At 64.2% G+C, this 22,710-nt stretch carries 26 protein-coding genes and 1 tRNA gene; 7 read left to right on the forward strand and 20 right to left on the reverse strand.

Annotated features, from left to right (window positions below; translation table 11 throughout):
• Positions 1-858: 858 nt before the first annotated feature.
• From GRX03_RS10660 to GRX03_RS10705, 10 genes are all read right to left on the reverse strand, one after another.
• Positions 859-930, reverse strand: a tRNA-Ala gene (locus tag GRX03_RS10660).
• 74 nt (positions 931-1,004) lie between these two features.
• On the reverse strand, positions 1,005-1,313 hold the full coding sequence (gene rpsJ, locus GRX03_RS10665) for a 30S ribosomal protein S10 (protein WP_159764203.1): 309 nt from the start codon (positions 1,311-1,313) through the stop codon (positions 1,005-1,007).
• Position 1,314: 1 nt separating this feature from the next.
• Entirely contained in the window at positions 1,315-2,583 is a 1,269-nt protein-coding gene (gene tuf, locus GRX03_RS10670) for a translation elongation factor EF-1 subunit alpha (protein ID WP_159764204.1), read from the reverse strand.
• A gap of 160 nt (positions 2,584-2,743) precedes the next feature.
• Positions 2,744-3,688, reverse strand: coding sequence for a homoserine dehydrogenase (locus tag GRX03_RS10675; RefSeq protein WP_159764205.1), 945 nt, complete (start codon positions 3,686-3,688; stop codon positions 2,744-2,746).
• Complete coding sequence (locus GRX03_RS10680; protein ID WP_159764206.1) at positions 3,685-4,218, reverse strand: amino acid-binding protein; 534 nt, start codon at positions 4,216-4,218, stop codon at positions 3,685-3,687. Before GRX03_RS10680 ends, GRX03_RS10675 begins: the two co-directional genes overlap by 4 nt.
• Before the next feature lie 84 nt (positions 4,219-4,302).
• Positions 4,303-5,559 (reverse strand): hypothetical protein, encoded by a 1,257-nt coding sequence (locus tag GRX03_RS10685; RefSeq protein WP_159764207.1) that lies wholly within the window; start codon positions 5,557-5,559, stop codon positions 4,303-4,305.
• A gap of 59 nt (positions 5,560-5,618) precedes the next feature.
• A complete protein-coding gene (locus GRX03_RS10690) occupies positions 5,619-6,449 on the reverse strand; it encodes an MBL fold metallo-hydrolase (protein ID WP_159764208.1) in 831 nt (276 codons plus the stop codon).
• Between the two features lie 38 nt (positions 6,450-6,487).
• Positions 6,488-6,883 (reverse strand): YlbF family regulator, encoded by a 396-nt coding sequence (locus GRX03_RS10695; protein ID WP_159764209.1) that lies wholly within the window; start codon positions 6,881-6,883, stop codon positions 6,488-6,490.
• Positions 6,884-6,929: 46 nt separating this feature from the next.
• Positions 6,930-8,198, reverse strand: coding sequence for a histidinol dehydrogenase (gene hisD / locus GRX03_RS10700; RefSeq protein WP_159764210.1), 1,269 nt, complete (start codon positions 8,196-8,198; stop codon positions 6,930-6,932).
• 59 nt (positions 8,199-8,257) lie between these two features.
• Positions 8,258-9,151, reverse strand: a complete 894-nt coding sequence (locus tag GRX03_RS10705; RefSeq protein ID WP_159764211.1) for a DUF726 domain-containing protein — start codon at positions 9,149-9,151, stop codon at positions 8,258-8,260.
• 94 nt (positions 9,152-9,245) lie between these two features.
• On the opposite strand from GRX03_RS10705, the gene GRX03_RS10710 reads away from it, so the two are divergent.
• Positions 9,246-10,337: an archaeosine biosynthesis radical SAM protein RaSEA gene (locus GRX03_RS10710; RefSeq protein ID WP_159764212.1), complete on the forward strand. Its 1,092-nt coding sequence runs from the start codon at positions 9,246-9,248 to the stop codon at positions 10,335-10,337.
• Positions 10,338-10,341: 4 nt separating this feature from the next.
• Here GRX03_RS10710 and GRX03_RS10715 read toward each other — a convergent pair whose 3' ends face one another.
• Entirely contained in the window at positions 10,342-10,713 is a 372-nt protein-coding gene (locus GRX03_RS10715) for a hypothetical protein (RefSeq protein WP_159764213.1), read from the reverse strand.
• A gap of 121 nt (positions 10,714-10,834) precedes the next feature.
• Between GRX03_RS10715 and GRX03_RS10720 the strand changes: the two genes are divergently transcribed.
• The gene (locus GRX03_RS10720; RefSeq protein ID WP_159764214.1) at positions 10,835-12,169 is read left to right on the forward strand and encodes a metallophosphoesterase; all 1,335 of its coding nucleotides are present in this window, start codon (positions 10,835-10,837) and stop codon (positions 12,167-12,169) included.
• Here the strand turns inward: GRX03_RS10720 and purQ are convergent.
• Genes purQ through GRX03_RS10735 form a run of 3 tightly spaced genes read right to left on the reverse strand, consistent with a single transcriptional unit; the run spans position 12,166 to position 13,569 of the window.
• Positions 12,166-12,846 (reverse strand): phosphoribosylformylglycinamidine synthase I, encoded by a 681-nt coding sequence (gene purQ / locus GRX03_RS10725; RefSeq protein ID WP_159764215.1) that lies wholly within the window; start codon positions 12,844-12,846, stop codon positions 12,166-12,168. The two genes, GRX03_RS10720 and purQ, sit on opposite strands and share 4 nt — an antisense overlap.
• Positions 12,843-13,094 carry a phosphoribosylformylglycinamidine synthase subunit PurS gene (gene purS, locus GRX03_RS10730; protein WP_159764216.1) on the reverse strand — a complete coding sequence of 84 codons (252 nt, stop codon included), beginning with the start codon at positions 13,092-13,094 and terminating at the stop codon, positions 12,843-12,845. Before purS ends, purQ begins: the two co-directional genes overlap by 4 nt.
• A gap of 55 nt (positions 13,095-13,149) precedes the next feature.
• Positions 13,150-13,569: a hypothetical protein gene (locus GRX03_RS10735; protein WP_159764217.1), complete on the reverse strand. Its 420-nt coding sequence runs from the start codon at positions 13,567-13,569 to the stop codon at positions 13,150-13,152.
• Positions 13,570-13,683: 114 nt separating this feature from the next.
• On the opposite strand from GRX03_RS10735, the gene GRX03_RS10740 reads away from it, so the two are divergent.
• The 3 genes from GRX03_RS10740 (at position 13,684) to GRX03_RS10750 (ending at position 16,014) form a co-directional block, all read left to right on the forward strand.
• Positions 13,684-14,526 carry a VOC family protein gene (locus GRX03_RS10740; protein ID WP_159764218.1) on the forward strand — a complete coding sequence of 281 codons (843 nt, stop codon included), beginning with the start codon at positions 13,684-13,686 and terminating at the stop codon, positions 14,524-14,526.
• A gap of 83 nt (positions 14,527-14,609) precedes the next feature.
• Positions 14,610-15,575: a formyltetrahydrofolate deformylase gene (locus GRX03_RS10745; protein WP_159764219.1), complete on the forward strand. Its 966-nt coding sequence runs from the start codon at positions 14,610-14,612 to the stop codon at positions 15,573-15,575.
• A 304-nt stretch (positions 15,576-15,879) separates the two neighbouring features.
• Positions 15,880-16,014: a DUF7560 family zinc ribbon protein gene (locus tag GRX03_RS10750; RefSeq protein ID WP_159764220.1), complete on the forward strand. Its 135-nt coding sequence runs from the start codon at positions 15,880-15,882 to the stop codon at positions 16,012-16,014.
• A gap of 15 nt (positions 16,015-16,029) precedes the next feature.
• On the opposite strand, the gene GRX03_RS10755 is transcribed toward GRX03_RS10750, so the two are convergent.
• The 3 genes from GRX03_RS10755 to GRX03_RS10765 form a co-directional block, all read right to left on the reverse strand.
• Positions 16,030-16,488, reverse strand: coding sequence for a pyridoxamine 5'-phosphate oxidase family protein (locus tag GRX03_RS10755; protein ID WP_159764221.1), 459 nt, complete (start codon positions 16,486-16,488; stop codon positions 16,030-16,032).
• Positions 16,489-16,547: 59 nt separating this feature from the next.
• Positions 16,548-17,195, reverse strand: coding sequence for a helix-turn-helix domain-containing protein (locus GRX03_RS10760; RefSeq protein WP_159764222.1), 648 nt, complete (start codon positions 17,193-17,195; stop codon positions 16,548-16,550).
• 61 nt (positions 17,196-17,256) lie between these two features.
• The gene (locus tag GRX03_RS10765) at positions 17,257-17,856 is read right to left on the reverse strand and encodes a rhomboid family intramembrane serine protease (RefSeq protein ID WP_159764223.1); all 600 of its coding nucleotides are present in this window, start codon (positions 17,854-17,856) and stop codon (positions 17,257-17,259) included.
• A gap of 226 nt (positions 17,857-18,082) precedes the next feature.
• Here GRX03_RS10765 and GRX03_RS10770 point away from each other — a divergent pair, with 226 nt between their 5' ends.
• Positions 18,083-18,508: a DUF371 domain-containing protein gene (locus tag GRX03_RS10770; RefSeq protein ID WP_159764224.1), complete on the forward strand. Its 426-nt coding sequence runs from the start codon at positions 18,083-18,085 to the stop codon at positions 18,506-18,508.
• Positions 18,509-18,511: 3 nt separating this feature from the next.
• Here GRX03_RS10770 and GRX03_RS10775 read toward each other — a convergent pair whose 3' ends face one another.
• Genes GRX03_RS10775 through GRX03_RS10785 form a run of 3 tightly spaced genes read right to left on the reverse strand, consistent with a single transcriptional unit; the run spans position 18,512 to position 22,354 of the window.
• Positions 18,512-19,606, reverse strand: a complete 1,095-nt coding sequence (locus GRX03_RS10775; protein ID WP_201289222.1) for an ABC transporter permease — start codon at positions 19,604-19,606, stop codon at positions 18,512-18,514.
• On the reverse strand, positions 19,599-21,452 hold the full coding sequence (locus GRX03_RS10780) for a PrsW family intramembrane metalloprotease (protein ID WP_368278331.1): 1,854 nt from the start codon (positions 21,450-21,452) through the stop codon (positions 19,599-19,601). Before GRX03_RS10780 ends, GRX03_RS10775 begins: the two co-directional genes overlap by 8 nt.
• Positions 21,449-22,354 (reverse strand): ABC transporter ATP-binding protein, encoded by a 906-nt coding sequence (locus tag GRX03_RS10785; protein WP_159764225.1) that lies wholly within the window; start codon positions 22,352-22,354, stop codon positions 21,449-21,451. Before GRX03_RS10785 ends, GRX03_RS10780 begins: the two co-directional genes overlap by 4 nt.
• A 129-nt stretch (positions 22,355-22,483) precedes the next feature.
• Here GRX03_RS10785 and GRX03_RS10790 point away from each other — a divergent pair, with 129 nt between their 5' ends.
• Positions 22,484-22,708, forward strand: coding sequence for a hypothetical protein (locus GRX03_RS10790; protein ID WP_159764226.1), 225 nt, complete (start codon positions 22,484-22,486; stop codon positions 22,706-22,708).
• Positions 22,709-22,710 lie beyond the last annotated feature (2 nt).

Consider the following 22,710-nt stretch of genomic DNA (forward strand, 5'->3'; position numbering starts at 1 on the left):
CTCCCACTGTGCAGGGATTAACCGTGTGACTTCGTCGTTTTCCCGATGGGCCTCAGTGATTATGTCCCGAAGTGTCTGTTCAAACTGTTCTTGAAGATGTTCCGGAAGATTGGTGGATAGCATGAGTTGCTGCCTCAGGGTGGTTCCCCTTAGAACCACCTATGTCCTCAACAATTGTAAGTTTAAAGACAAAAGCGCCGGGAGTTAATTCTTTGCTCGGATCCAAACGGGTGGGTACCTCGGATAGATTGCTGGTTACACGCGTTACCCGGCACCCCCGAAGTGTAGAACAGCTGAGAGTGAATAGAGACGATAACATTGTCTGAGTCATCGGGGCATTTTCCGAGTACGGCAATCACCTGATTGATCAGACCATCCTCCCATTGTGAAAGTATACCGGTACATTCCCGGACTGCTCGCTAAGGATGAGAGAGGAGGAGTACAGCGGACACGTCGCCGCTCACTTGTCACTGATGACTGCGAGCATTCTGTACACCTCGCGTCAGCCCACGAAAAATCTCACCGAGGTCCTCCGGAGGAGATCGCCGACGCCATCTACGTCGAAGCAGTCGTCCGGTCATCGATGCGAACGCCTTCCCTGGGGCTACCGAGTAGTTGTATCTATCTGACTCGCTTCTCCGCCTCATCGAGTATCAACACGACTGGGTGGGTGATATTGGTGGCACGATTCCGTAATTCTCGCCAATCGCAGGACAGCGACCGGAGGACTCCGAGAAATCACGAACTCTCAACCGGCAAAGGGTGCCGAGTGACGGGGCGAACACACCGTTCTAACGGTCATGTGAATTTAAGTAAAAGCCGTCCCGTATGAGGATTACCGAACGCGTGGAGTGCGTATGGACTCGCCGGGATTTGAACCCGGGGCCTCTTCCTTGCGAAGGAAGCGATCTGCCACTGATCTACGAGCCCGCACCGAACGGTTCGCGCCGCACCGATAAATACGCTACGTCTTCGGGAAACCGCCTGCGCGTGAGGCCCCGTTGTCAGTCTTCGAGGACGATCTCGATGCTGACGTCGTTGGGGACCTGGATGCGCATCAGCTGTCGAAGCGCGCGTTCGTCGGCGTCGATGTCGATCAGCCGCTTGTGAACGCGCATCTCCCAGTGCTCCCAGGTCGCGGTCCCCTCACCGTCCGGGGACTTCCGGGCAGGCACTTCGAGCGTCTTCGTCGGCAGCGGCACCGGACCCGACAGTTTCACGCCGGTGTTGTCGGCGATGTCTTTGACCTCTCCGCAGATGCTGTCGAGATCCTCGGGGCTGGTGCCAGCGAGGCGGACGCGTGCTTGCTGCATGTTATCGCTCGTTGACCGAGAGGACCTTTCCGGCCGCGATGGTCTGGCCCATGTCTCGGATCGCGAACGAACCGAGCTCCGGAATCTCGCTGGACGGCTCGATGCTGAGCGGCTTCTGCGGTCGCACCGTCACGACTGCGGCGTCGCCGGACTGGATGAAGTCCGGGTCCTCCTCGGCGGTCTCGCCGGAGGCCGGGTCGATCTTCTTGTCGATGGACTCGATGGTACAGGCGACCTGTGCCGTGTGCGCGTGGAAGACCGGGGTGTATCCCGCGGTGATAACGCTCGGGTGCTGCATGACGACGACCTGCGCCTGGAACGTCTCGGCGACGCTCGGCGGGTCGTCGGCCGGGCCACAGACGTCGCCACGGCGGATGTCGTCTTTGCCGATGCCGCGGACGTTGAATCCGACGTTGTCACCGGGTTCGGCCTTGGGCACCTCTTCGTGGTGCATCTCGATGGTCTTCACTTCGCCGCTCACGTCGGAGGGCTGGAAGGAGACGTTGTCGCCGGTGTTGAGGACGCCGGTCTCGACGCGTCCGACCGGGACGGTACCGATCCCGGAGATCGTGTAGACGTCCTGGATCGGGAGTCGGAGGTCGGCGTCCGTCGGCGGCGACGGCTCCGGCAGGTTGTTCAGCGCCTCGAGCAGGATCTCGCCGTCGTACCACGGCGTGTTCTCGGACTCGCTCGCGACGTTGTCTCCCTCGAACGCGGAGACGGGGATGTACTTGACGCTGTCAGTGTCGAAGCGGACCTGGTTGAGTAGATCCTCGACTTCGTCTTTGGTCTGCTCGTAGCGACCTTCCTCGTAGTCGACCAGATCCATCTTGTTGACCGCGATGATCATCTCGTCGATGCCAAGCGTCCGGGCCAGGAAGACGTGCTCCTGGGTCTGTGGCTGGACACCGTCGTCGGCGGCGACGACGAGCACTGCGTTGTCGGCCTGGCTCGCGCCAGTGATCATGTTCTTCACGAAGTCCCGGTGACCCGGACAGTCCACGATCGTGAAGTAGTACTCGTCGGTGTCGAATTCCTGATGGGCGATGTCGATGGTGACGCCTCGCTCTCGCTCCTCGGCGAGGTTGTCCATCACGTAGGCGAACTCGAAGCCGCCTTTGCCCTTCTCTTCTGCTTCTTCTTTGTGCTGTTCGATGACGTGCTCCGGCACGTTCTCGGTCTCGTACAGGAGTCGTCCGACCAGTGTACTCTTCCCGTGGTCTACGTGGCCGATCACGGCCAAGTTCTGATGTGGTTTATCCTCACTCATTGTTTCTCACGCGCAGAGGCGCTATATCGGATACTTTACGCGGTTGTTCATAAAATCATTTCGATACCGCCCGTCGTCGATACTGACGCCCTCCGGTGATTTTGTGAACTGCTCTCACGCCACTCGACCGCCAGCGGCCGGGCGATTTGCTGGCCGGTCGCTACTCGAGATGGCCGATATCGGCAAACACGGCTGTCGCGGTCTCCGGACCCCCAGCGCCGCGACCAGAGTTGTACAGCGACCCGGCGTAGGTCGTCTCAAACTGGACGATGTTCTGCGTCCCCGACACCGCGAGCGCGCTGTTTTCGGGAATCAGGCGCGGGCCGACCCGTACGCCGTCTTCGGTCACCTCGCCGATGAGCCGGATCGTCTGTCCGTCCTCCTCGGCGAGGTCGAGCGCGCTCGCGGGTAGCTCGTGGATTCCTTCGACGGTCGCGTCGTCGAGAGTCAGTTCTGCCCCGTCACGGAGCACGTTGGCGACGATCACGAATTTGAGTGCGGCGTCGGTTCCCTCGACATCGAAGGAGGGATCGGCTTCGGCGACGCCGAGGTCCTGGGCCTCCGCGAGGACGTGTTCGTAGCTCAGCCCCTCGTTTTGCATCCGCGTGAGGATGAAATTCGCCGTCCCGTTCAGCACGCCCCGGACCGTCGTGATCTGGTCGGGGCCGAAGCTCTCGATAGTCGACAGTACCGGGATCGCGCCGCCGACCGTCGCCTCGAACCGCACCTCGCCCTCGCTTTCGGCTTCGAGTTCGCGCACGTCGCCGTACCGCTCGGCGACCGGTCCCTTGTTGGCGAGAACGACGTGGCGGTCGCGTTCGAGCGCGGTGCGCAGGTGCCCGAATCCTGGCTCTGCGTCGCCCAACGTCGTCGGGGTCGCCTCGACGAGCACGTCGTACTCCGCCTCCAGCGCGTCTTCCGGGTCGGCGCTGCCGACCACGCCCTCGGCGTTCTTTCGGTCCAACACTGTTGTGGCGTCGAGGCCGCCGGGGTCGACGACCGCGCTACTCGAATCGGCCATCGCGGTGACGGTGTGTCCGTACTCGGCGGCGAGTTCGAGCACCGACGAGCCGACCGCGCCGGCGCCCATGACTGCGACGTTCATACCGCCTCACCTCCCGGAAGCGGCTCGACGACCCGGAGCGCTTTCTGATCGGCGATTTCCCGAATCGTCTCGATCACGTCGTCTGCGCGACCCTTCTGCGTGGCGAGGCGGAGCCGTGCGCTCGACTCCTCCTCTTCGCCCTCCGGTGCGGACAGAGAGAAATCCCGGACGGACGCACCGGTCGCGTCCTGAATCTGTGTGAGCGTATCTGAGAGATCTGTGTCGACGAGATGGCCGACGAGTACGATGGTGAGTTCGTCGCTGTACTGCTCGGCGCCCGCCTGGATGACGTTGATCCCCGCCTCCCGGAGGGCGTCGACAATCGAGTCGAACTGTCCCGGCGTCGCTTCGAGATCGACCTCGACGGGAATGTCGCCCCGAGGTGTGAGGTTGCCGCGTTCGTGAAAAATCGAGAGGAGATTACCGCCCTGCTCCGCGATCGGTTCGAGCGCACGCAGCAACTCCCCGGGCCGGTCGACCAGTTCGAGCCGGACAGTGTAGGCGCGCACGTCCTCGGCCGAGTCACTCATCGGTCGCTCACCTCGTCGGTCGTGTCGCTCATTAGCTCTCCCTCAGACTGCCGGCTATAAGAAACCAGTCGTTCGCCGCCCGCCTCAGCCGCCGAAGGTCTCTTTGATCTGTTCCTGCCAGGTCTGCAGATCGTCGAGCGTGCGCTCCATCTCCTCGATCCGCTCAACGACCTCGTCGTCGGTCACCTGCTCTTCGAGTTCCGCAATCGACCCCTCGATTTCCTCGATGGACTCGTCTAACTCCTCTACGGTCGTATCCATCGCTTCGAGATCCGAACTCACGTCGTCGATTTCCGTCTCGATCGCCTCCATCTCCGAGCTTACGTCCGCGACCTCCCCGCTGAGTGATTCAATCTCCGAGTCGACCGAGGAGACCGTCTCGCTCATCTCGTCGAGGTCCGCGCTGACCGAGGTGATCTCCTCACTGTTGGCCTCTAACTCCGACTGGACGGAGTCGAGCCGTTGATCGAACGACTCCAGCCGCCCCTCGAACTCCTCGATGATCTCCTCGCCGGTCCCGTTCTCGTCGAGAAATTCTTCGAGCGCGCCCGTGTATGCGCGGAGATCCGAGATGTCGTCTTGAAGTTGTGCGATCCGCGCCCGGTCGCTCCCCCCGCCGTCCTCCTGTTCCGCCACGTCGAGTGCGCGCCGGAGCAGTTTGAGATCCTCTCCGGACACGTTTTGCTCCCGGATCTCCGCCGCGAGCGCGGCAGTCAGGCTCTCGCCCTCGACGGCCAGTTCGGTCTCCCCCGCCGTCGCAGTCTGTTCGTCCTCGTCGGCTTCCCCCGCTGGGTCGGGGCCGGCGGACTCGGACTCGTTCGGGTCGTTGAGCTCAAGTGTTACGTCTTCCTCGTCGGTCGGATCGTCCCCCGGATCCTCCAAACCGGGAATCTCGCCGTCACCCGCAATCGCGTCCTTGACGACATCGTCGTCGGTCTCCGGAATCACGTCCTCGGGGCTCTGTGTCTCCCCCGACAGCGGCGGGTCGACGGACTCGATTGTCGGTTCGGTCAGAAACTGCTGCACGTCGTCGCTGCCGGTCGCCCGAATCCCGTAGACAGTCGTGTAGGTCCCCCCGGCCTCCAGCTCCCGCTCGAAGGTGATCGTGTCGTCGTCGATGGTCCAGAACTCGCTGCCGTACTCGGGGTGAAATCCGAGATCCTCGACCTCGATCCCCTCCGGGACGGTATCACTCATCGTCACGGTCACCGCCTCCTCGCGGGCAGACTCGAACTCGAAGGCAATCGCCGGGACGGGGAACTCGTCCTCCTCGAACCGCTTGATTACGGTCACCCCGTCCGACGAGATGGCGACCTCCTCGTACGCCTGTGAATCACTCATGTATCCATGTGGGACCTTCCGGTGTATTAAACCTATTTGCTGTTTCGGCGGCCGTTCGGTCACAGCGAACGGCGGTCTCCGATCTCGACGACGGAGATCGTCTCGGGGTAGGCGAAGCTATTCGCGTGTCTGTGTACGACCGTCGGGTCGGCGGTGAGTCCCTTCCACATGTCGTAGTGGGTCGGCACCAACCGCTCGGCCTGTAGTTCGTTTGCCGCCTCGACGAGCATGTTTTCGTCGTTGTACCAGGTCGTTCGCTCGGGCTCGCGGCTCTGTTTGTCCGGGATCATCCCGGTCGATCCGAACGCCAGCACGGCGACGTTGACGTCGTACTCGGCTCCGATCTGCTCGAACTGCCCGGGCCGGGCATCGCCACCGTGGACGAAGGTGCCCGCGTCGTGTTCGATCACGTAGGCGACGGGATGGACCGCGTCGGGGTCGTTAGCCGGGTAAACCGAGATGGTCAGGTCACCGACCTCGAACGTGTCGCCGTCGTCGATTTCGACGATCTGCTCTTCGGTCACGTCCCAGCGGTCGGTCCACTCCTGTTCCTCGGTGACGGCGACGCTCTCGTCGGGGCCGTAAAACGTCGAGCCCGTGGCTTCGAGAATCGGGGCCTGACTCTCGCCGTGGACGTGATCGGAGTGCTCGTGGGTCGCGAGCACCGCGTCGGCCTCGCGCACGTCCTCCGGATTGAACGGGACGGGGATCATCCGGACCGTCCGCGGCGGGTCGCCGAGACCGAGGTACGGGTCGATGAAGACGGTCGTACCGTCGGCACTCTTGAGGATGAAACCGTTACAGCCGAGATACCAGAAGTCGACGCCTTCGGGGTCAGCCTCGGCGACGGCCTCGGGGAGCCAGTCGCTCCAGTCGCTTTCGATTGGCATATGCGAGGATCCGGGGGCGAGGGAGTAAGCGTTTTGTCTCAGTCTTCACAGCAGCCGCCGGCCTTCTCGCCGAAGTCGACCGCCAGCGGATCGCTGACGTACTCGTTGAGCGCCTGCAGGCGCAGTTCGAGGTCGTTCTCGGCCTGGAGGTACTCCCGCATCACCGGGATGTCGTGCAGTTCCTGCTGGGTCTCCTGCAGTTCGCGGAGGTCGTCCTGGGTCGCCTCGCCGCGCTGGCGGGCGGACATGTACTTCGTGCGAACCTGCTCGAACTCGGCGATTTTCTCCTGTGTCTCCTCGTCGGCCTCCACTGCCTCCTGCTTTTCGAGGAACGTCTGGTACTCCGGCAGGTCGGCGATGGCGTCGCCGAGGCTTCGGGCGAGGTCCTCGATACTCTGCTCGCTGTCTGTGGGGGTGTCGCTGTCGACGCTCATTGCTCCTGTGTTCGTGTGGGTATGCAAATGGTTGGCGGTCCGCTTCTCACTCGAAGCGCTTGTCGACGCTTTCGGCGTGCGCATCGAGGCCCTCGGTCCGGGCGAGCGTCGTCACGGTGTCTGCGATCTCTCCGAGCGATTCCTCGTCGAGGCGCTGGACCGTCGTCGACCGGAGAAAGGTCTCGACGGAGAGGCCGCCGACGCGCTTCGCCGCGCCGCCGGTCGGGAGCACGTGGTTCGGACCGCTGGCGTAATCACCCGCCGCGACGGGACTGTACGGACCCAGAAAGATCGACCCCGCGTCGTCGATCCGGTCGAGTAGCGCCTCGTCGTCCTCGGCGATGATCGAGAGGTGCTCGACGGCGTACTCCTCGGCGAACAGCGCCGCTTCGCTCATCGACCGAGCGAGGAAGACCCCGCTGGCCTCGCTGTCGAACGCCCCCCGGATGATCTCCTCGCGCTCGCGCTCGCTGGCCTGCCTGTCTGCTTCCGCTGCAATCTCCTCGGCCAGTTCCTCGTCGTCGGTCACGGCCGCGACGGCGGCGTCGGTGTCGTGTTCGGCCTGCGCGACCAGATCCGCCGCGACCAACTCGGGGTCGGCGGTCGAATCCGCGACGGTGAGCAGTTCGCTCGGCCCGGCTAGAAAGTCGATCTCCACGTCGCCCCGCACCTCCGCTTTCGCGGCGGTCACCCACCGGTTTCCGGGGCCGACGATCACGTCGCTCGGCACGACCGTCTCGGTCCCGTAGGCGAGCGCCCCGATGGCCTGTGCGCCGCCGACCTGATAGACGGCGTCCGCACCGGCGATTTCAGCCGCCGCGAGTGTCGCCGTCGGTAGCTCCTCTGCCGGTGGCGTCGCGACGGCGACGTGGTCCACGCCGGCGACTGTCGCCGGAATGACGCCCATCAGCACGCTCGACGGGTACGCTGCCGTCCCGCCGGGCGCGTACACGCCGGCGTGATCGAGCGGTCGGAACCGCCGGCCTAGCTCGCGGCCGTCGAACTCCTCGCGCCAGTCCTCGGGGCGCGTTCGCTCGTGGAAGGCTCTGATGTTCTCCGCGGCGTCTTCGATGGCCTCGCGCAGGTCGTCGTCGACCTGACCGACCGCTCGCTCGGCCTCGTCGGTCACGTCGATGTTGCCGACCGAGACGCCGTCGAACTCCTCGGCGAACTCCCGAAGGGCCACGTCTCCCTCCGTCCGAACCCGCTCGACGATCTCGACGACGTCGTCCCGGACCGCTTCGACCCCGCTCTCTCGGTCGAAAATCGCCGCGCGCTCGTCCGGAGAGAGACTCTCGGTTTCTCGAACGTCCATACCTACCCTTTCGGGGGGCGACACATAGGCCCCTCGGAGCCGACCCGTCCGAACGCCGACTATCCGAGCAGTTGGTTGTCGACGAGTTCGCCCACGCAGTTCCCGCCCGCGGTGTGCTCTGCCGGCTTGTAGTAATCGAGATGCCGAAGCACCTGGTCGGTGACATCGACATCGGTGTAGTTCGACGGCAGTCGACCGGACGACCGGAGCAGACCGCCCCGACAGTCGCTCCCGCGACAGCCGAGCCCGGCCGACAGCTCTCCGACCCGGTAGAGCCGACAGACCAGCGTGTCGTTCTCGGAGTGGTAGCTGTACACCGGTCCGTCGACGCTCTCGATGGCTGGCCGGTACCTGTGACAGACCGAGTCCGGATCGACGGCGGCCCCGAGCAACGCGACCGATTCGAGGCAGTCTCCGGGGTCGTTGCGAAGCGCCTCCAGAGCGACTCGACTCCCGAGTGAATGGCCGACGAGGTGGATCGGTTGCGTCTGTCCGTCCAGCCAGTCGGCCAGTTGCTCGCCCGCGCGGACCGACCGCCCTTTCGCCCGCGTCCACGTCGTCGAGGAGTCCCACATGGCCGCGGCGACGACGGGCGGTTCGCGGTCCCGGGACTCGAACTCGAGCCGTAGCGCCTCCTGTAACGCCGCGGCCTGGTGTGCGCCGCTCATCCTCGCGATGTCGAGTCGGCCCTGGCCGAGGAAGCCGTGGACGTAGACGACGAGTTCGCCCTCGCCCGGAACGTCGTCCGTTTCGACCGCCGGCTCCGCCGTCAGATCGATCCGTCTGTCGAGTTCGGTCGGCCAGTCGGTCAACTGCGCCTCCAGCGCGGGTAGAAACCGGCTCTGCAGTCGCGCGCCGGTTCCGGCCGCCCGCTCTCGAACCCGCGCCCACCACTCTCGGAGTCGGGCGCGCGCGCTCGACCGCGGCCGCCGGTCGCTACCCCGGTCTGTCATCGTCTGGTCCGTGGACCGCAGACGTGAAATGGGTTGCTCTGTCACGGGATTCGAAGCACAGGGCGTATATCGCCGGCTTCCCAACACCGCGTCAATGAGCAAACCCAGCCCGGATGTCTACGAGCAAGGCCGGGGAATGGACGCCCACAACCAGGCGATGCGGGAGATCCGCGGCCGCAACGACGAGAGCTATGATCCCCGCGAACCCACCCGCGTCTGGCTCGACGAGGACAACACGCCGGACGGCGTCTACGACTCGCTGACGATCATCCTCAACACCGGCGGCTGTCGCTGGGCGCGCGCCGGCGGCTGTACGATGTGTGGCTACGTCGCCGAGAGCGTCGACGGCGGCACCGTCGCCCACGAGGACCTGATGCACCAGATCGAACGCTGTCTGGAGCACGAACGCGAGCACGCCGACGACATCTCCGACGGCGAGCAGGCCGGCCAGATCAAGATCTACACCTCCGGCTCCTTCCTCGACGAGCGCGAGGTCCCCGCCCAGACCCGGGAAGCCATCGCTTCCGAGTTCGCGGACCGCGACCGGATTGTCGTCGAGTCCCTGCCGGATTTCGTCGACCGCGAGAAGATCGAGGACTTCACCGACCGCGGTATCGAGACGGACATCGCCGTCGGGCTGGAAACCGCCACGGACCAGATCCGCCACGACTGCGTCAACAAGTACTTCGAGTTCTCGGAGTTCGAGCGCGCCGCGGTCGAGGCCCGAGCGGCCGGCGCGGGGATCAAAGCCTACCTGCTGATGAAGCCGCCCTTCCTCTCGGAGTCCGAAGCGATCGAGGACATGAAGCGGTCGATCCGGCGCTGTGCTGACGTCGAGGGGTGTCACACCGTCTCGATGAACCCGACCAACGTCCAGCAGTACACGATGGTCGAACAGCTGTATTTCGACGACGGCTACCGCCCGCCGTGGCTGTGGTCGGTCGCGGAGGTGCTCGACTCGACAGCGAAGGAAGACGTGATCGTCGTCTCCGATCCGGTTGGCCACGGCAGCGACCGCGGCCCGCACAACTGCGGGGAGTGTGACGACCGCGTCCAGCGCGCGATCAAGGACTTCGACCTGCGTCAGGACCCCTCGGTCTTCGAGCAGGTCTCCTGCGAGTGCGAGCGCACGTGGGAGGAAGTCTGCGAACGCGAGCGGAGTTACTCGATGCCGCTGGTTCGGTAGCCGATCACTCGACTCTCACGCCACGAACCCACTCCGGCGGATCAACCCGGTAATACATAAAGAATACGCACCCGCGTACGAGTCCGGATGTAAACACTTTGTACACGGACAGAATCGGCTCCGGTGTCAACAGCAGGACGAAAACTGTCGGGACAAAACACAGCGACCACGATGGCGAACTCGACAGGTTCGCTGCACTGGTTCTACCACGCCGGGCGGCGTTTCCCCAGACAAGTATCTCAACGGCAACCGTGACGCCGATGGCGACCGCCAGCAGCGGCCGCACTCCGCCTCTGACGACATCCCAGGATACCGGGGCAATCCAGAACGCGTACAACGTCAGGGGTACGATACGCCTCCCGACCCGTCTCTCCATATTTTCATAGTTATATATCCAAATATCTGAATGTAAAAGCATAAATTTTACCACTGGAAGCTCGTTCGCAGTGTCGGGTGGTTACGAATCCTTATCCCCGTTCCCGAGGAACCCACCGTAGATGGCCGACGACGACCGCGTCTACTACGTGATCAGCGACCTCCACATCGGCGGCGACGAGCAGTTAGAACAGGTCGACTTTCTCGACGAACTGCTCGCCTTCCTCGAGCGCCTCGCTGACACGGACGAGGACGCGGAACTGATCGTCAACGGCGACGCGTTCGGGCTGTGGGAGTTCACGACTATCGACGGCGTCGAGAAGTTCGACACGCTGGTGGAGAGCTACCCGGAACTGTTCGAGCAGTTTCGCGAGACCGGCCGCAACGTCGATATCACGCTGCTGCCGGGCAACCACGACCACGAACTCGCCGCCTACGACGCCTACGTCGACAGATTCGCCGAGTACAACGTGGACCTCGTTCAGGACCAGTCGATGCGCCGAACGCTCGACGAGCAGGCGATTCACTTCGAGCACGGCCACCAGCGGGACCCGAACAACCGCATCGAGGACTGGGGTAACCCACACGCCTCACCGCTGGGGTATTACTACAACACGCTCGTGACGAGCCGAGCGGGCCAACTCTCGGACCGCGGGCGGTACAACTGGCTGAAAGATGTCCAGGCCGTCACCCCGACCGAGCGGATGCCCGTCTGGCTGTTCTCGAAGTACTTCTACCGGGAGATGAACCCGCTGATCCGGTACTCGCTGATCCCCTTCCTGCTTCTGTTCAACATCTCGCTGGTGCTCGCCGTCTTCGCCGGGTTGGATCTCGCCGGCGTCTGGTCGACCCCCGTCGACGCGGTGACGGCGTTTCTCGGCCAGTTCGGCTCCGCCGGGGCCGCCGTGTGGGTGGTGCTCGTCCTCAACGTCACCGCGGTCGGACTGCTCGTCCTGATCGGGATCCCGCTGTATTTCATCCGTCGGGATATCCGGCAGACGATCGACCGCTTCGGCGTCTTCGAGACGGAACTGACCGTCGACGCCGCGTCGCCGTATATCGACGCCGCCGGGGAGGTGTTCGAGACCCATCCCGAGACGGGAGTCTTCTGCTACGGCCATACCCACCGCCCGCGGGTCAACGACGTCGACGGCGGACTGATCGTCAACACCGGCACGTGGCTCAAACGGCTACACCGCCGGGACGGGATTATCGGGGTACTCCCCCCGGTGTTCTACCCCTCGTATCAACTGCTGGTCGTGCGGATGGAGTCGGCCCCGGGCGAGGGTATCGTCGTCGAGTACGAAGAGATCAAGAAGCCGAGTCCGGCGACGGAAGAACTCACCCGGACCGAGCGCATCCTGACCGTCGGTCGCGAACCGGAGTTCGACGTGCCCGAGCGTCGGATCGTCCGCCCTGACGGGACGGTTGCGAAACGGCCGGGTTCGGACGGCTAGCTCTCGGCGAAGCCGGTGAGGACGCCGCGGCCGTCAGTGCTGCCGAGTTCCGGCAGCGACACTCGCTCGGGATGGGGCATCATCACCGCGACGTGGTCGTCCTCGCCGGTGACCCCCGCGACGTTGTGTTTCGACCCGTTCGGATTGGTATCTGCGGTCACGTTGCCGTCCCCGTCGCAGTACCGGAAGAGGATCCGATCGTCCTCCTCCAGTTCTTCGAGGCGCTCGTCTTCGATCTCGAAGCGGCCCTCGCCGTGGGCGATCGGAAACTCCACGACTTCCCCCTCCTCGTAGGCCCGTGTCCAGGGCGTATCGGCGTTTTCGACACGCAGATAGACGTGTTCGCACTGGAACCGGGCGCTCTCGTTGGTCGTGAACGCGCCGGGGGTCAGCGCCGACTCACAGCCGATCTGTGCGCCGTTGCAGATGCCGAGCACCGGCGTCTCCTCCTCGGCCAGTTCGCGGACCTCGTCCATGATCGGCGAGCGGGCGGCCATCGCGCCCGCCCGGAGATAATCGCCGTAGGAGAAGCCACCGGGAAGGACGACGCCGCTGGTCTCCGCGGGCAGGCCGTCCTCGTGCCAGACGAGTTCCGCGTCGACGCCCATCGCGGTGAGCGCCTGTACCGTGTCGCGGTCACAGTTGCTCCCGCCGAACTGAATTACTGCGACAGTCATTGTTCGTCGATAGTGATCTCGTAATCGTGTAGCGTCGGGTTGGCGAGCAACCGCTCGGTCATCTCCGTCACCCGATCCTCCGCGTCCTCGCGGTCCTCGGCGTCGAGATCGATCTCGAACTGGTCGGCCGAGCGGAGGTCCTCGAGCTCGAAGCCGAGCCGTTCGAGCGAACGCTGGGTCGTCTCGGCCTCCGGATCGAGGACCCCCGATTTCAGCCGGACGGTCACCGTCGCGGTGTAGGCTGTCATTGTTTGCTCTGCGGGTGGGCACCTCGAAAACGCTTGTGGTTTGGGGGTGCCCGGGTCACGACGAGTCCGGAGCCCAGCCCTCGATCCCATCGCTTCGGAGAACGTGTACAGCTATCCTCAGAACGCCGAACAGGCCGATCCCGATCCCGACGTTCGACGCGAGTGCTGCCGGTACCGGCCCGACACCGATCAGGACGATGACAGCGAACAGAATCGGCACGATGGCGGTTACCCGCCCGAGGACTCCGATGTCGCCCCACCACTCGTCGACCCGCGTTCCGACGCCGGTGTGTGCGATCAGTCCCGAGAACACCGCACCGGAACAGAGGCCTATCGCCACCGCCGGGAGCGACGACAGCGAGAGCAACTGCGGCCGGAGTCCGAGGAGCAACGAATAGGAGACGACGGCCACGACATCCCCCCACGTCGGAGGCCGATCCGGAAGATGCCCCTCGATACCGAACCAGTTTCTCATAATTTATTCTGTCCCCTTTCAGAAATAATATTTCTGGCGGTCTCGAATGCCGTCCCACGCGACACGGCCGCCGCGGGTCGCAACCGACAACACGCGACGGCCCGAATAGTCGGTATGAACGAACCGTCGAGTCCCCTGCCGCCGGGCACGGAGATCGGTCGCACCGCGCTCCGGGTGGCAGACCGCACCGCCGTCGTAGAGTTCTACCGCGAGGTCGTCGGGCTTGATCCTCTCCGTGAATCCGACAGCCGGACCGTCTTGGGTGTCGACGGGGAGCCGTTACTCGTCCTGACCGAAGGCGAGGACTCCTCGCCCAGAGCGAGCGACACTACCGGACTGTTCCACAACGCCGTCCGGGTGCCGACGCGGGCGGCGCTGGGGGCGGCGCTCCGCCGAGTCCGCGAGCGGTGGCGGCTGGACGGGGCCTCGGATCACGGCGTCAGCGAAGCCCTGTATCTCACCGACCCGGAGGGAAACGGCGTCGAAATCTACCGGGACCGCCCCCGGGAGGAGTGGCCCCGAACCGACGACGGAGGCGTCGAGATGGGCACGTATCCGCTGGCGCTCGAGGACGTTGCGGCCGACGACGACGGGAGCGACGCGGCCCCTCCCGGAACCGATATCGGCCACGTCCACCTCGAAGTCTCCTCGCTTGAGGCGGTGGATTCCTTTTACACCGAGACGCTGGGCTTCGAGGTGCAGGCGCAGATGGCCGACGCCCGGTTTCTCGGGGCGGGCGGCTACCACCACCACATCGGCGCGAACACCTGGAACCGCAGGACGGAGCCCGCTGAGGGGCTCGGGATCGACTACGTCGAGGTCGTCGTCCCCGACGGAGATGCGTTCGATACGCTCCGAGACCGCCTCGACAGTGCTCAGCACTCGGTGACGGAGACGCCCGAGGGAATCTCGGTGAGGGACCCGGACGGGATCGAGATTCGCGTCCGGGTGACCTGAGTTCGGGTCAGCTGTCGAAACGAAAGCTTATCGGCCCCTACTACACTCACTACGAGTATGACCCCCGTTGTGAGGTGGTTCAGATGACCCGGGAGTTCACCGAGATCACCGTCGTCGGCGAGGACGACACCGGGCTCATCGCGAACGTCACGACGCTTCTGTTCGAGCGGAGTATCAACATCGAGGATCTGGATCAGGCGGTCCGTGACGGCGTCTTCCGGATGACGATGCGGGTCGATACCGCCGAGATGGTCTGCACCCAGGAGAAACTCCGGGAGGATCTCCACGACCTCGGGGACGAACTCGGCGTCGACGTGCAGGTCCGGTTTCCGGCCGACCGGGAGACCCAGCAGATCGCTGTCCTCGTCACCAAGGAGTCACACTGTCTCGAAGCGATCTTCGAGGCCTGGGCCAGCGGCGACCTCGGCGCGGACGTCAGCGTCGTCATCGGAAACCACAGCGATCTGGAACCGCTCGCAGAGAAGTACGACGTTCCGTTCCACGACATCGGAGACGAGAACGGCAACCCCGACGAGGAGCAGTTGCTCGACCTGCTCGGTGAGTACGACGCCGACCTGATCGTGCTGGCGCGGTACATGCGGATCCTCAGCCCCGATGTCGTCTTCCGTTACGAGAACCGCATCATCAACGTCCACCCCTCTCTGCTCCCCGCCTTCCCCGGTGCCGAGGCGTATCTACAGGCGCTCGAAGAGGGCGTCCGGATCGCCGGCGTGACCGCACACTACGTGACGACCGACCTCGACCAGGGACCGATCATCACACAGCGGGCGTTCAACGTCCCCCCGGACGCCGAAGTCGAGGATCTCGAACGCCTCGGCCAACCGCTCGAAGCGGACGCGCTGCTCGAAGCGATCGATCTGCACCTGAACGACGATATCACCGTCCATCGCGGGCGGACGCAACTGCGAGAGAGCGCCGACGACGACGTGCAGCTCGGGTCGCCGCCGGAACTGGACGACCTCAACCCGGATCGGCCGCTGGACGGGCTCGGAGAAATCGTCGCCAACGAGCGAGAAGCCGACGACTGATCGCTACTCCGCCGGCGGAACCGGGTCTTCTCAGATCCCCTTTTGCCCGCCGAGGAGTGTATGGAATTTGGTATATTCGCTGAACTGATGAGCTCGATCGATATCCTGTTTCGAGGCTTTTTAACCCATCGACCGCATGTATTCGGATACACTAAGTGTATTCCGGGACTGACGCCAGACCCTACTTGAAGCAACCAGTATATACTGGTCCCATTGCTATGCTGATAGGCCGGTATACTCGAACTAAGAGGCGACAGAGCGGATGTCAGAGCCCGAGACACGATCAGGAGGCCGATCTCGATCCATGAAAGAGTACGAGTTCACGTGTTCCGCGTGTGGGCAACAGATCGATGTAAACGAGACGATGCGGGACGCCATCAAGAGCAACGGCTGTCCAGTCTGTGCGACCGCAGTCGACGAAAGCGAGTTCTCGGAGTGAGTTCCGACTGTCCGCTCAGAAATCGCGGTCGACTTCGGTTCGGCGGCCGGTCAACTCCTCCGGTTCGAGTCGATACAGTTTGATGTCGAGTTCGTCCTTTCCGGCACCCCAGATCTCGAACAGCGGGCGCCGGGCCTCGCCGTACTGTTCGATCTCTTCGACAGACATCTCGTCGGGTTCGATCTGTTCGAGTGTTCCGGTCGCGAGGACACTCCGGTACCGGGTCTGTGGCTCGTTTTCGTCGTAGATGACCAGTCGCGCCTGGGGCTCGGAGGAGAGGAACCGCCGCTTGTCGCTGTCCGGGGTCGAAACCAGCCGCATATAGAACGCACGCGTCTCGGCGTCGTACCCGTAGGAGATCGGAATCGAGTACGGCTCGTTGTCGCGGGCGAGGGCGAGGACACCCGTTTCCGCCCCGCTGAGAAACTCGTCGATCTCCGTCGCCGACATCTCTGTTTCCTGGGCTAGACTCATTGTTCCTTCGTCATGGACATGTGTTTTCGGGGCCTTAAGCTATTTCATGAGCGGCCGGCTCACGGTCGCTCCGTTTCGAGCGCGTCGTCGAGGAGTTTTCGCTGTGCGGTCATCAGATGCTCCGTGAACGTCGACTGCGCGATTCCGAGTTCCTCGGCAATCTCGGTCGCGTTCGCCCGTTTCGGCCGCTCGAAGTATCCCATCTCGTANGCCGTTTCGAGCACTTCGAGTTGCCGGCCGGTCAACCGTCCGCGGTTGACGAACACCCTGTCCTCCGGCGTCCCCTCCAGCGGCGGTTGTAACAGTCGCTGCACGTCCACCGGCGGATACCGGTCTCGAAGCTCCCCGACGACAGTCTGCAGGGTATCGAAATCACCCGCGTGAAAGACGAGCGTCAGGCTCCCCTCCTCTGCGATATACCGGTGGACAGGGCAGCCGTGGCGACCGAGACACTCGCAGGGACAACACTCCTCGCCGTCGTGGGTGGTCCGATAGATCGTCTCGGTGCCGTACGAGAAGATCGGTTCGACCCCGGCCGGCGGTTCGATCTCGCTCGGGGCCAGAAACTCGGTCACGCTGTCGGTCCCCTCGAAGCCGACCGAGGTCGACACCTGATCGATCTGCGTGTCGACCTGTCCGGCCGTCGCCGCGATTGGACAGTCGCCAGGATCTGCGAATGCGATCGTCGCGCGGATACCGGAGGCCATCTATTGGTTCGGGATTCGCCCCCGCCGGGCTTGAACGTATTGCTCCGAGAACGACTCGCGATCAGGCGTGCGCCGGATCGGTCCCCTGGTGGGACGATCCGGTATCGAGCAGACCGAGTCGGCCAGCCAGTAGCCCGACTAACAGGCCCGCGAAGTGTGCGATCAGCGCGACCCCGGGGCTGGCTGTCGCGAGGGTCACGACCGCGGCGATAGCGACGAAGACGAGGAGACTCGCCCAGGTCGGCAGGCGGACGATCCGGGCGAGCGAACTGGACAGCCGGTTGCCCGCGAGCAGATAGCCGAGCAGCGCGAACACCGCGCCGCTGGCCCCGAGAACCCCGCCGGCACTGCTCACGAGAACCTGTGTGACGCCGGCGATGGAGCCGCTGGCGACGACGAACAGGTGAAACCGTACCTTAGTTGTCGCGCGTGCGACCGGCCAGCCGAACACCACCAGCGCGACGGCGTTCGAGAGCAGATGTCCGGGTCCGTTGTGCGCGTAGATGCTCGTCACGACCGTCCACGGGTTCTCCGAGACCGGCGCCGAGAGGACGAACAACTCGGCGACGATCCCGGCGAACGCGGTGACGATCTGGAGGAGGTAGACGAGGAAAAACACGAACAGCAGTTCGAGAACCGCCATCCCCGAGCCTCTCGCCATACTGTCACTGGGACTGTCTCTGTGATAACTCTGCTGCCCGCGAGCCGTGAGCGAAAAAGCTAATGCATCAACCGCAGAACACCTGGTATGGACAGTGAACAGATCATCGCGCTGTTTCTCGTCGGGCTGATGGTGCTCTCGATGCTGGCGTACAGCGCCACCCTCATCTGAGCCCGCGCCGTGCGGATCGCAACATAGTTACTCGCCGTTCACGGAGGAGTGACCGATGAGTGGGCTTCGCGAACGACTCCGGGCGGTCGGTCACGAGAACGTCAGTGCGGAACACACGAGCACGCTCGAACTGACCAGCGACGACTTTCTCACCCTGGCAGGCGACTGCATCATCGGTATCGAGGCCGACCGGGTTCCCGCCGACTTCGACGAGGAGTTCGTCGCGGCCTGTCAGGACGCAGACGCGACGATCAGGATCGAACTCGAAGCGGCGGGACACACCGCCGTCGTGACCGCCCGCGGTGACCCGGATCTGAGCTTCGAGAGCGAGCGCAGCGCCGTCGTCAGGACCAGCGAGTACGTCGACGACGACCGGACGATTGCGGTGGAGGCGACGGCCGCGGCGGCGGATCTCGACCGTGATCTGGTCGAGGCGCTCGCGGACGGGGCGGCCCTGACCGCGACACTCACCGTGACGTGACGGTCAGAGCGACTCCGGATCGAGGCCGTCGACGTACTGCCGGACCGCGGCGAATCCGATCACCGCGACGACGGCGAGTCCAGCGACGTGGCCGACGGTGAGCGTCGTCGGACTGTCGACGGCGAGCAAGGCGGCCGTCGAAGCCGGGTGTTCCGGCAGGACGGCAGCGGCGCCGAAAAGCAGTAGTACGAGCGTCGAGTACAGCAGTTGGGCTTTCTGTCGCGTCCCGGTTACCAGGCCCAAAAAGAGCCCGATGGCGACCGTCAGCGTCGCAACTGCGGTGACGAGCAACAGCAACAGCCCCGCGTTCGCGATGGCGATTCCGTTGAGCCACAGCAGGGCGAGCCAGAGAATCGCCTGCAGCGGGGCGATCAGGATCATCCCGATGGCCTTGCCGTCGACGATCTCCGTCAGCGAGACGGGCGCGACCCGGAGCAGTTCCAGCGTCCCGCGCTCGATCTCCTCGGTCACGGAGTCGACGACGACCGACCCGCTGATGAACGGCGGCAGGAACAACAGAAGCGGTAGCAGGATCGTGTACGTGAAGTTGAAATACTGCGTGAAGTCGTCGGTGTTCTCCTGTTCGTCCGGCATATCCACCGGCGAGAACTCCAGGCTCTCGGCCCGGAACCGCCGCTCCTGCCGCTCGAACTCCAGCAGTAGCTCCCGAACCCGGACGATAATCAGCGTCGTCTCCAGACTATCGGCCGGCACCTCCACGTCGACCGCGATACGGGTCCCCCGGTCGGTCTGTACTGTCCGGGTGTGTAACACCGCGTTGAGGTTGCGGTTGTCGAACTCGGACAGCGCCGCCGCTCGGCTCTCGTAGACCGTCGGATCGACGCCCTCCGTCTCCGCCGCGACCCGGGCCAGTTTCTCTCGCTCGTCGCCGGAGATCCCGACCGCGATCTCGCCTCCCTCGGCGGAGGGGTCGTACAGCGAGGTCAGACCGACGACCAGAAACGAGGAGAACGCCGCGATGAACAGCTGAATCGCAAGCGCCAGCACGATCGTCTTCTCGCGGCTCAGTGCCGTGATCTCCCGGCCGGCAATCGTGATCCTGCTGTCCGAGGTCAGTGCGCTGAGTTGGTTACGCAACGACGTTCACCACCGTTAGGTTGTAGACGAGATGGACGACAATCGCGGCAGCCACCGCGGCGAGATACCGTCGCCGCTTGCCGAGGGCCCCGACCGAGGAGATCGTCGCCGTGACGACGTGCAGCGCCAGCGGCGCGAACAGGAACAGCACCACGACCGGCCCCTCGGGGACGTTCCCGCCCTGCAGCGCCTGTCGGGCGAGATCTAACTCCGAGAGCCCGACTAACTGCCCGAGCAGGGCGATCTTCTCCCCGAGGAAGAAGCCGATCCCGCTCGCGATGCCGAGCACGACCGCCACCCGCCTCGTCCGCTCGAAGGTGTTGTGGCTGTGCGCGGCGTAGATGTGCAGGCTCTTTGCGAACTCCTCGACGACCGCGACGACGATCAGGATGAGCACCTGTCCGATCTCCGGCGAGCCACGGGCAATCGGGAACACGAGCGCGATAGCCAGCAGTTGGCTCACGAAGACGAACGGGATCAGCACGATCGTCATGATCCCGACGTGGTACGGCCGGGAGATCGGAACCGCCAGCGCGTCGAGGACCTTCCCCGTGATCGAGCGCTGGTCGAACAGATCTTCCTCGCGGTACAGCCCCGATCCGAGGCCGAAAAACAGTCCGGCCGTCAGAAACGGCGGCAGCGTCGAGAACGCCACCGCCGACAGCGAGAGGGCCTCGCCCTGCAACTCCCGAACCACGAGGGTGAGCGGCGAGATGAGCGCAACCGGGCCGGAGTCGGTGAAAATTGCCGGCACGAACGCGTAACTCGTCAGGACGACCGTTATCGTGACCGTGATGAACGTCAGTTCCTTGAACGACCGTGCGAACATCGCGCCGAGGAAAGTCGCAGAGAGGAACAGCAGCACGATCGGCGTGATCGCGAACAGCGAAATCGCCCCACCGAACCCGCCCTGGGCGATGTAGTACAGCGCCGCGGCGATCACTCCTTCGACGGCTATCGCCCCGGCGAAATACGGCAGCGTCTTTCCGCCGATGATGTCGAGCCGCGAGACCGGTGAGACGAGCAGCAACTCCCCGCGTCGGTTGAGCCGTTCGGAGAGCATCGTCGAACCGTAGGCCTGGATCAGGAAGTTCAGCGGGATCACGAAGACGAAGGCGAGCACGAGCGACTGGAACGGGAACGGGGGGTTGATGTCGGCCGGCGAGCCGCTGATCTCGTCGTCTCCCAGCGGAGGCGTGGCGCTGCCGACCGCCGACCCGTCGCTCGTTCCGTCGCCGCCGTCGGTCCCGCCGGACGTTCCGCCGTCGGTGCCGTCGCCCGTCCCGCTGTCGGTGCCGTCTCCGTCGGAGCCGTCGCTGCCGTCGGTCGTTCCGCCGTCGGTGCCATCGCTTCCATCGGTCGTCTCACCGCCTGTCGAGGACCCGTTGTCCCGTCCGGGGGCGGACTGCTCGCGGAACTCCACGGTCACCTGAATCGGAAAGGCGGCCGTCTGGTTGGACTCCATCGCTAGCTGTTCGTTGTTGTACGCCTGGATGCTGTCCCGAAACTCCGAGAACGCCGCCGAACCCTTTCGAGTGTCTGCGATGCGGATGGCGCTGCCGTCGATCAGGAGTTCGATCTCGCCGTCTCTGAGTGCCTGCTCGCCCCCGTCGACGATTCTGAACTTGGGATCGTCGGCCGCGACGCCGTAGTACTGGCTGTCTTCGTCGACGCTCACGCGGTAGATGTCCTCTTCCAGCCCCGCCCCGCCGGAGGCGATCAGCGGCGAGACCGCTCCGAACAGGACGATCACGGCGACGGTGATCGCGACGGTTCGACGGTCGAGTCCGCCGGCGTTTTTCTGTACCTCCCAGCGGGCGATGCGGAGCAGTTTGCGCGGGTTCACTGCGGCTCCTCCCCCTCGACGTACCGGCTCCCGCCCGTCCCGGATTCCGCGACGTTCAGGAACACCTCTTCGAGGCTGGATTCCTCGGTGCGGATGTCGATCACCTCCCCACCGGCCTCTGCCGCCGACGCGCGGATCTCCTCGACGGCGTCCATGCTCTGGACGACGCTCCGGTACCGCCCGTTCTCCCGGACGCTGTCAGCCAGTTCGACGGTCGTGTATACGTGATATGTCGTCTCGCCGTACTCCCGTTGGAGTTGGTCGAGATCACCGCGAGCGACGATCTGTCCCTCGTTCATGATCACGACCCGATCACAGATCGACTCGACGTGAAAGAGGTTGTGTGCGCTGAAAATGATCGTCTTGCCTTCCTCGGCGAGTCGTTCGGTGAACTCGATGATGTAGTTCGTCGTCAGGGGATCGAGCCCGCTGGCCGGTTCGTCGTAGATCAACACCTCGGGGTCGTTGATCAGCGAGCGCGCGATGGCGACTTTCCGTTTCATCCCCTTGGACATGTCACCGAGTTGGCGGTGCCGGTGCTCCAGCTGGAGGTCGTCGAGCGTGTCGTGAATCCGCCGTTCGGCCACGTCTCCGTCGACATCGTAGAGGTCCGCGAAAAAGGAGAGATACGAGATCGGCGTCATCTCCTCGTACAGCGGGGACTCCTCGGGGAGAAAGCCCAGGTGGTGTCGCATCCGCGTTTCGGCCACGTCGTAGCCTGCCACCTCTGCACTCCCACTCGTGGGATCGAGTAGGCCGGCGAGCATCTTCAGCGTCGTCGTCTTGCCGGCCCCGTTCGGACCGATCACGCCGAACACCTCTCCGGAGTCGACGCTGAACGTGCTCCCCTCGACGGCGACGAACCCACCGTACTCCTTGCGAAGCTCCCGCGCCTCGATCATCTACCCCCGCATTGTGAGTCGACTGTTGTATATCTGGCTCCCCGATTATCGCTGACAATATCGTGGGCCGGATCACCAAGACCGAACTCGGTAATAATATTTAATTAGATGCCGGTCTGAAGACATAGTATGACAGCACAGTTGAGTGAATACAGTTTCACGCGACACGACATCTCGCTGGCAGTGATCGGGGGGGTCCTGCTGGTCGGACTCGTGGTCGGGCTTTCGCCGGTCGCGGAGCTCTCACGGTCGCTGTTTGCCGCCAGCGTCCCCGCGACCGGTGGCATGGTGTACACGTTGTTCTACCGTCCCCCGAACAAACAGCCCGGCGGTCAGCCGCCGGGAGCGGAGTAACG

Origin of the sequence: Halovenus carboxidivorans, from assembly GCF_009831575.1 — an archaeon.
Taxonomy (GTDB): Archaea; Halobacteriota; Halobacteria; order Halobacteriales; family Haloarculaceae; genus Halovenus; species Halovenus carboxidivorans.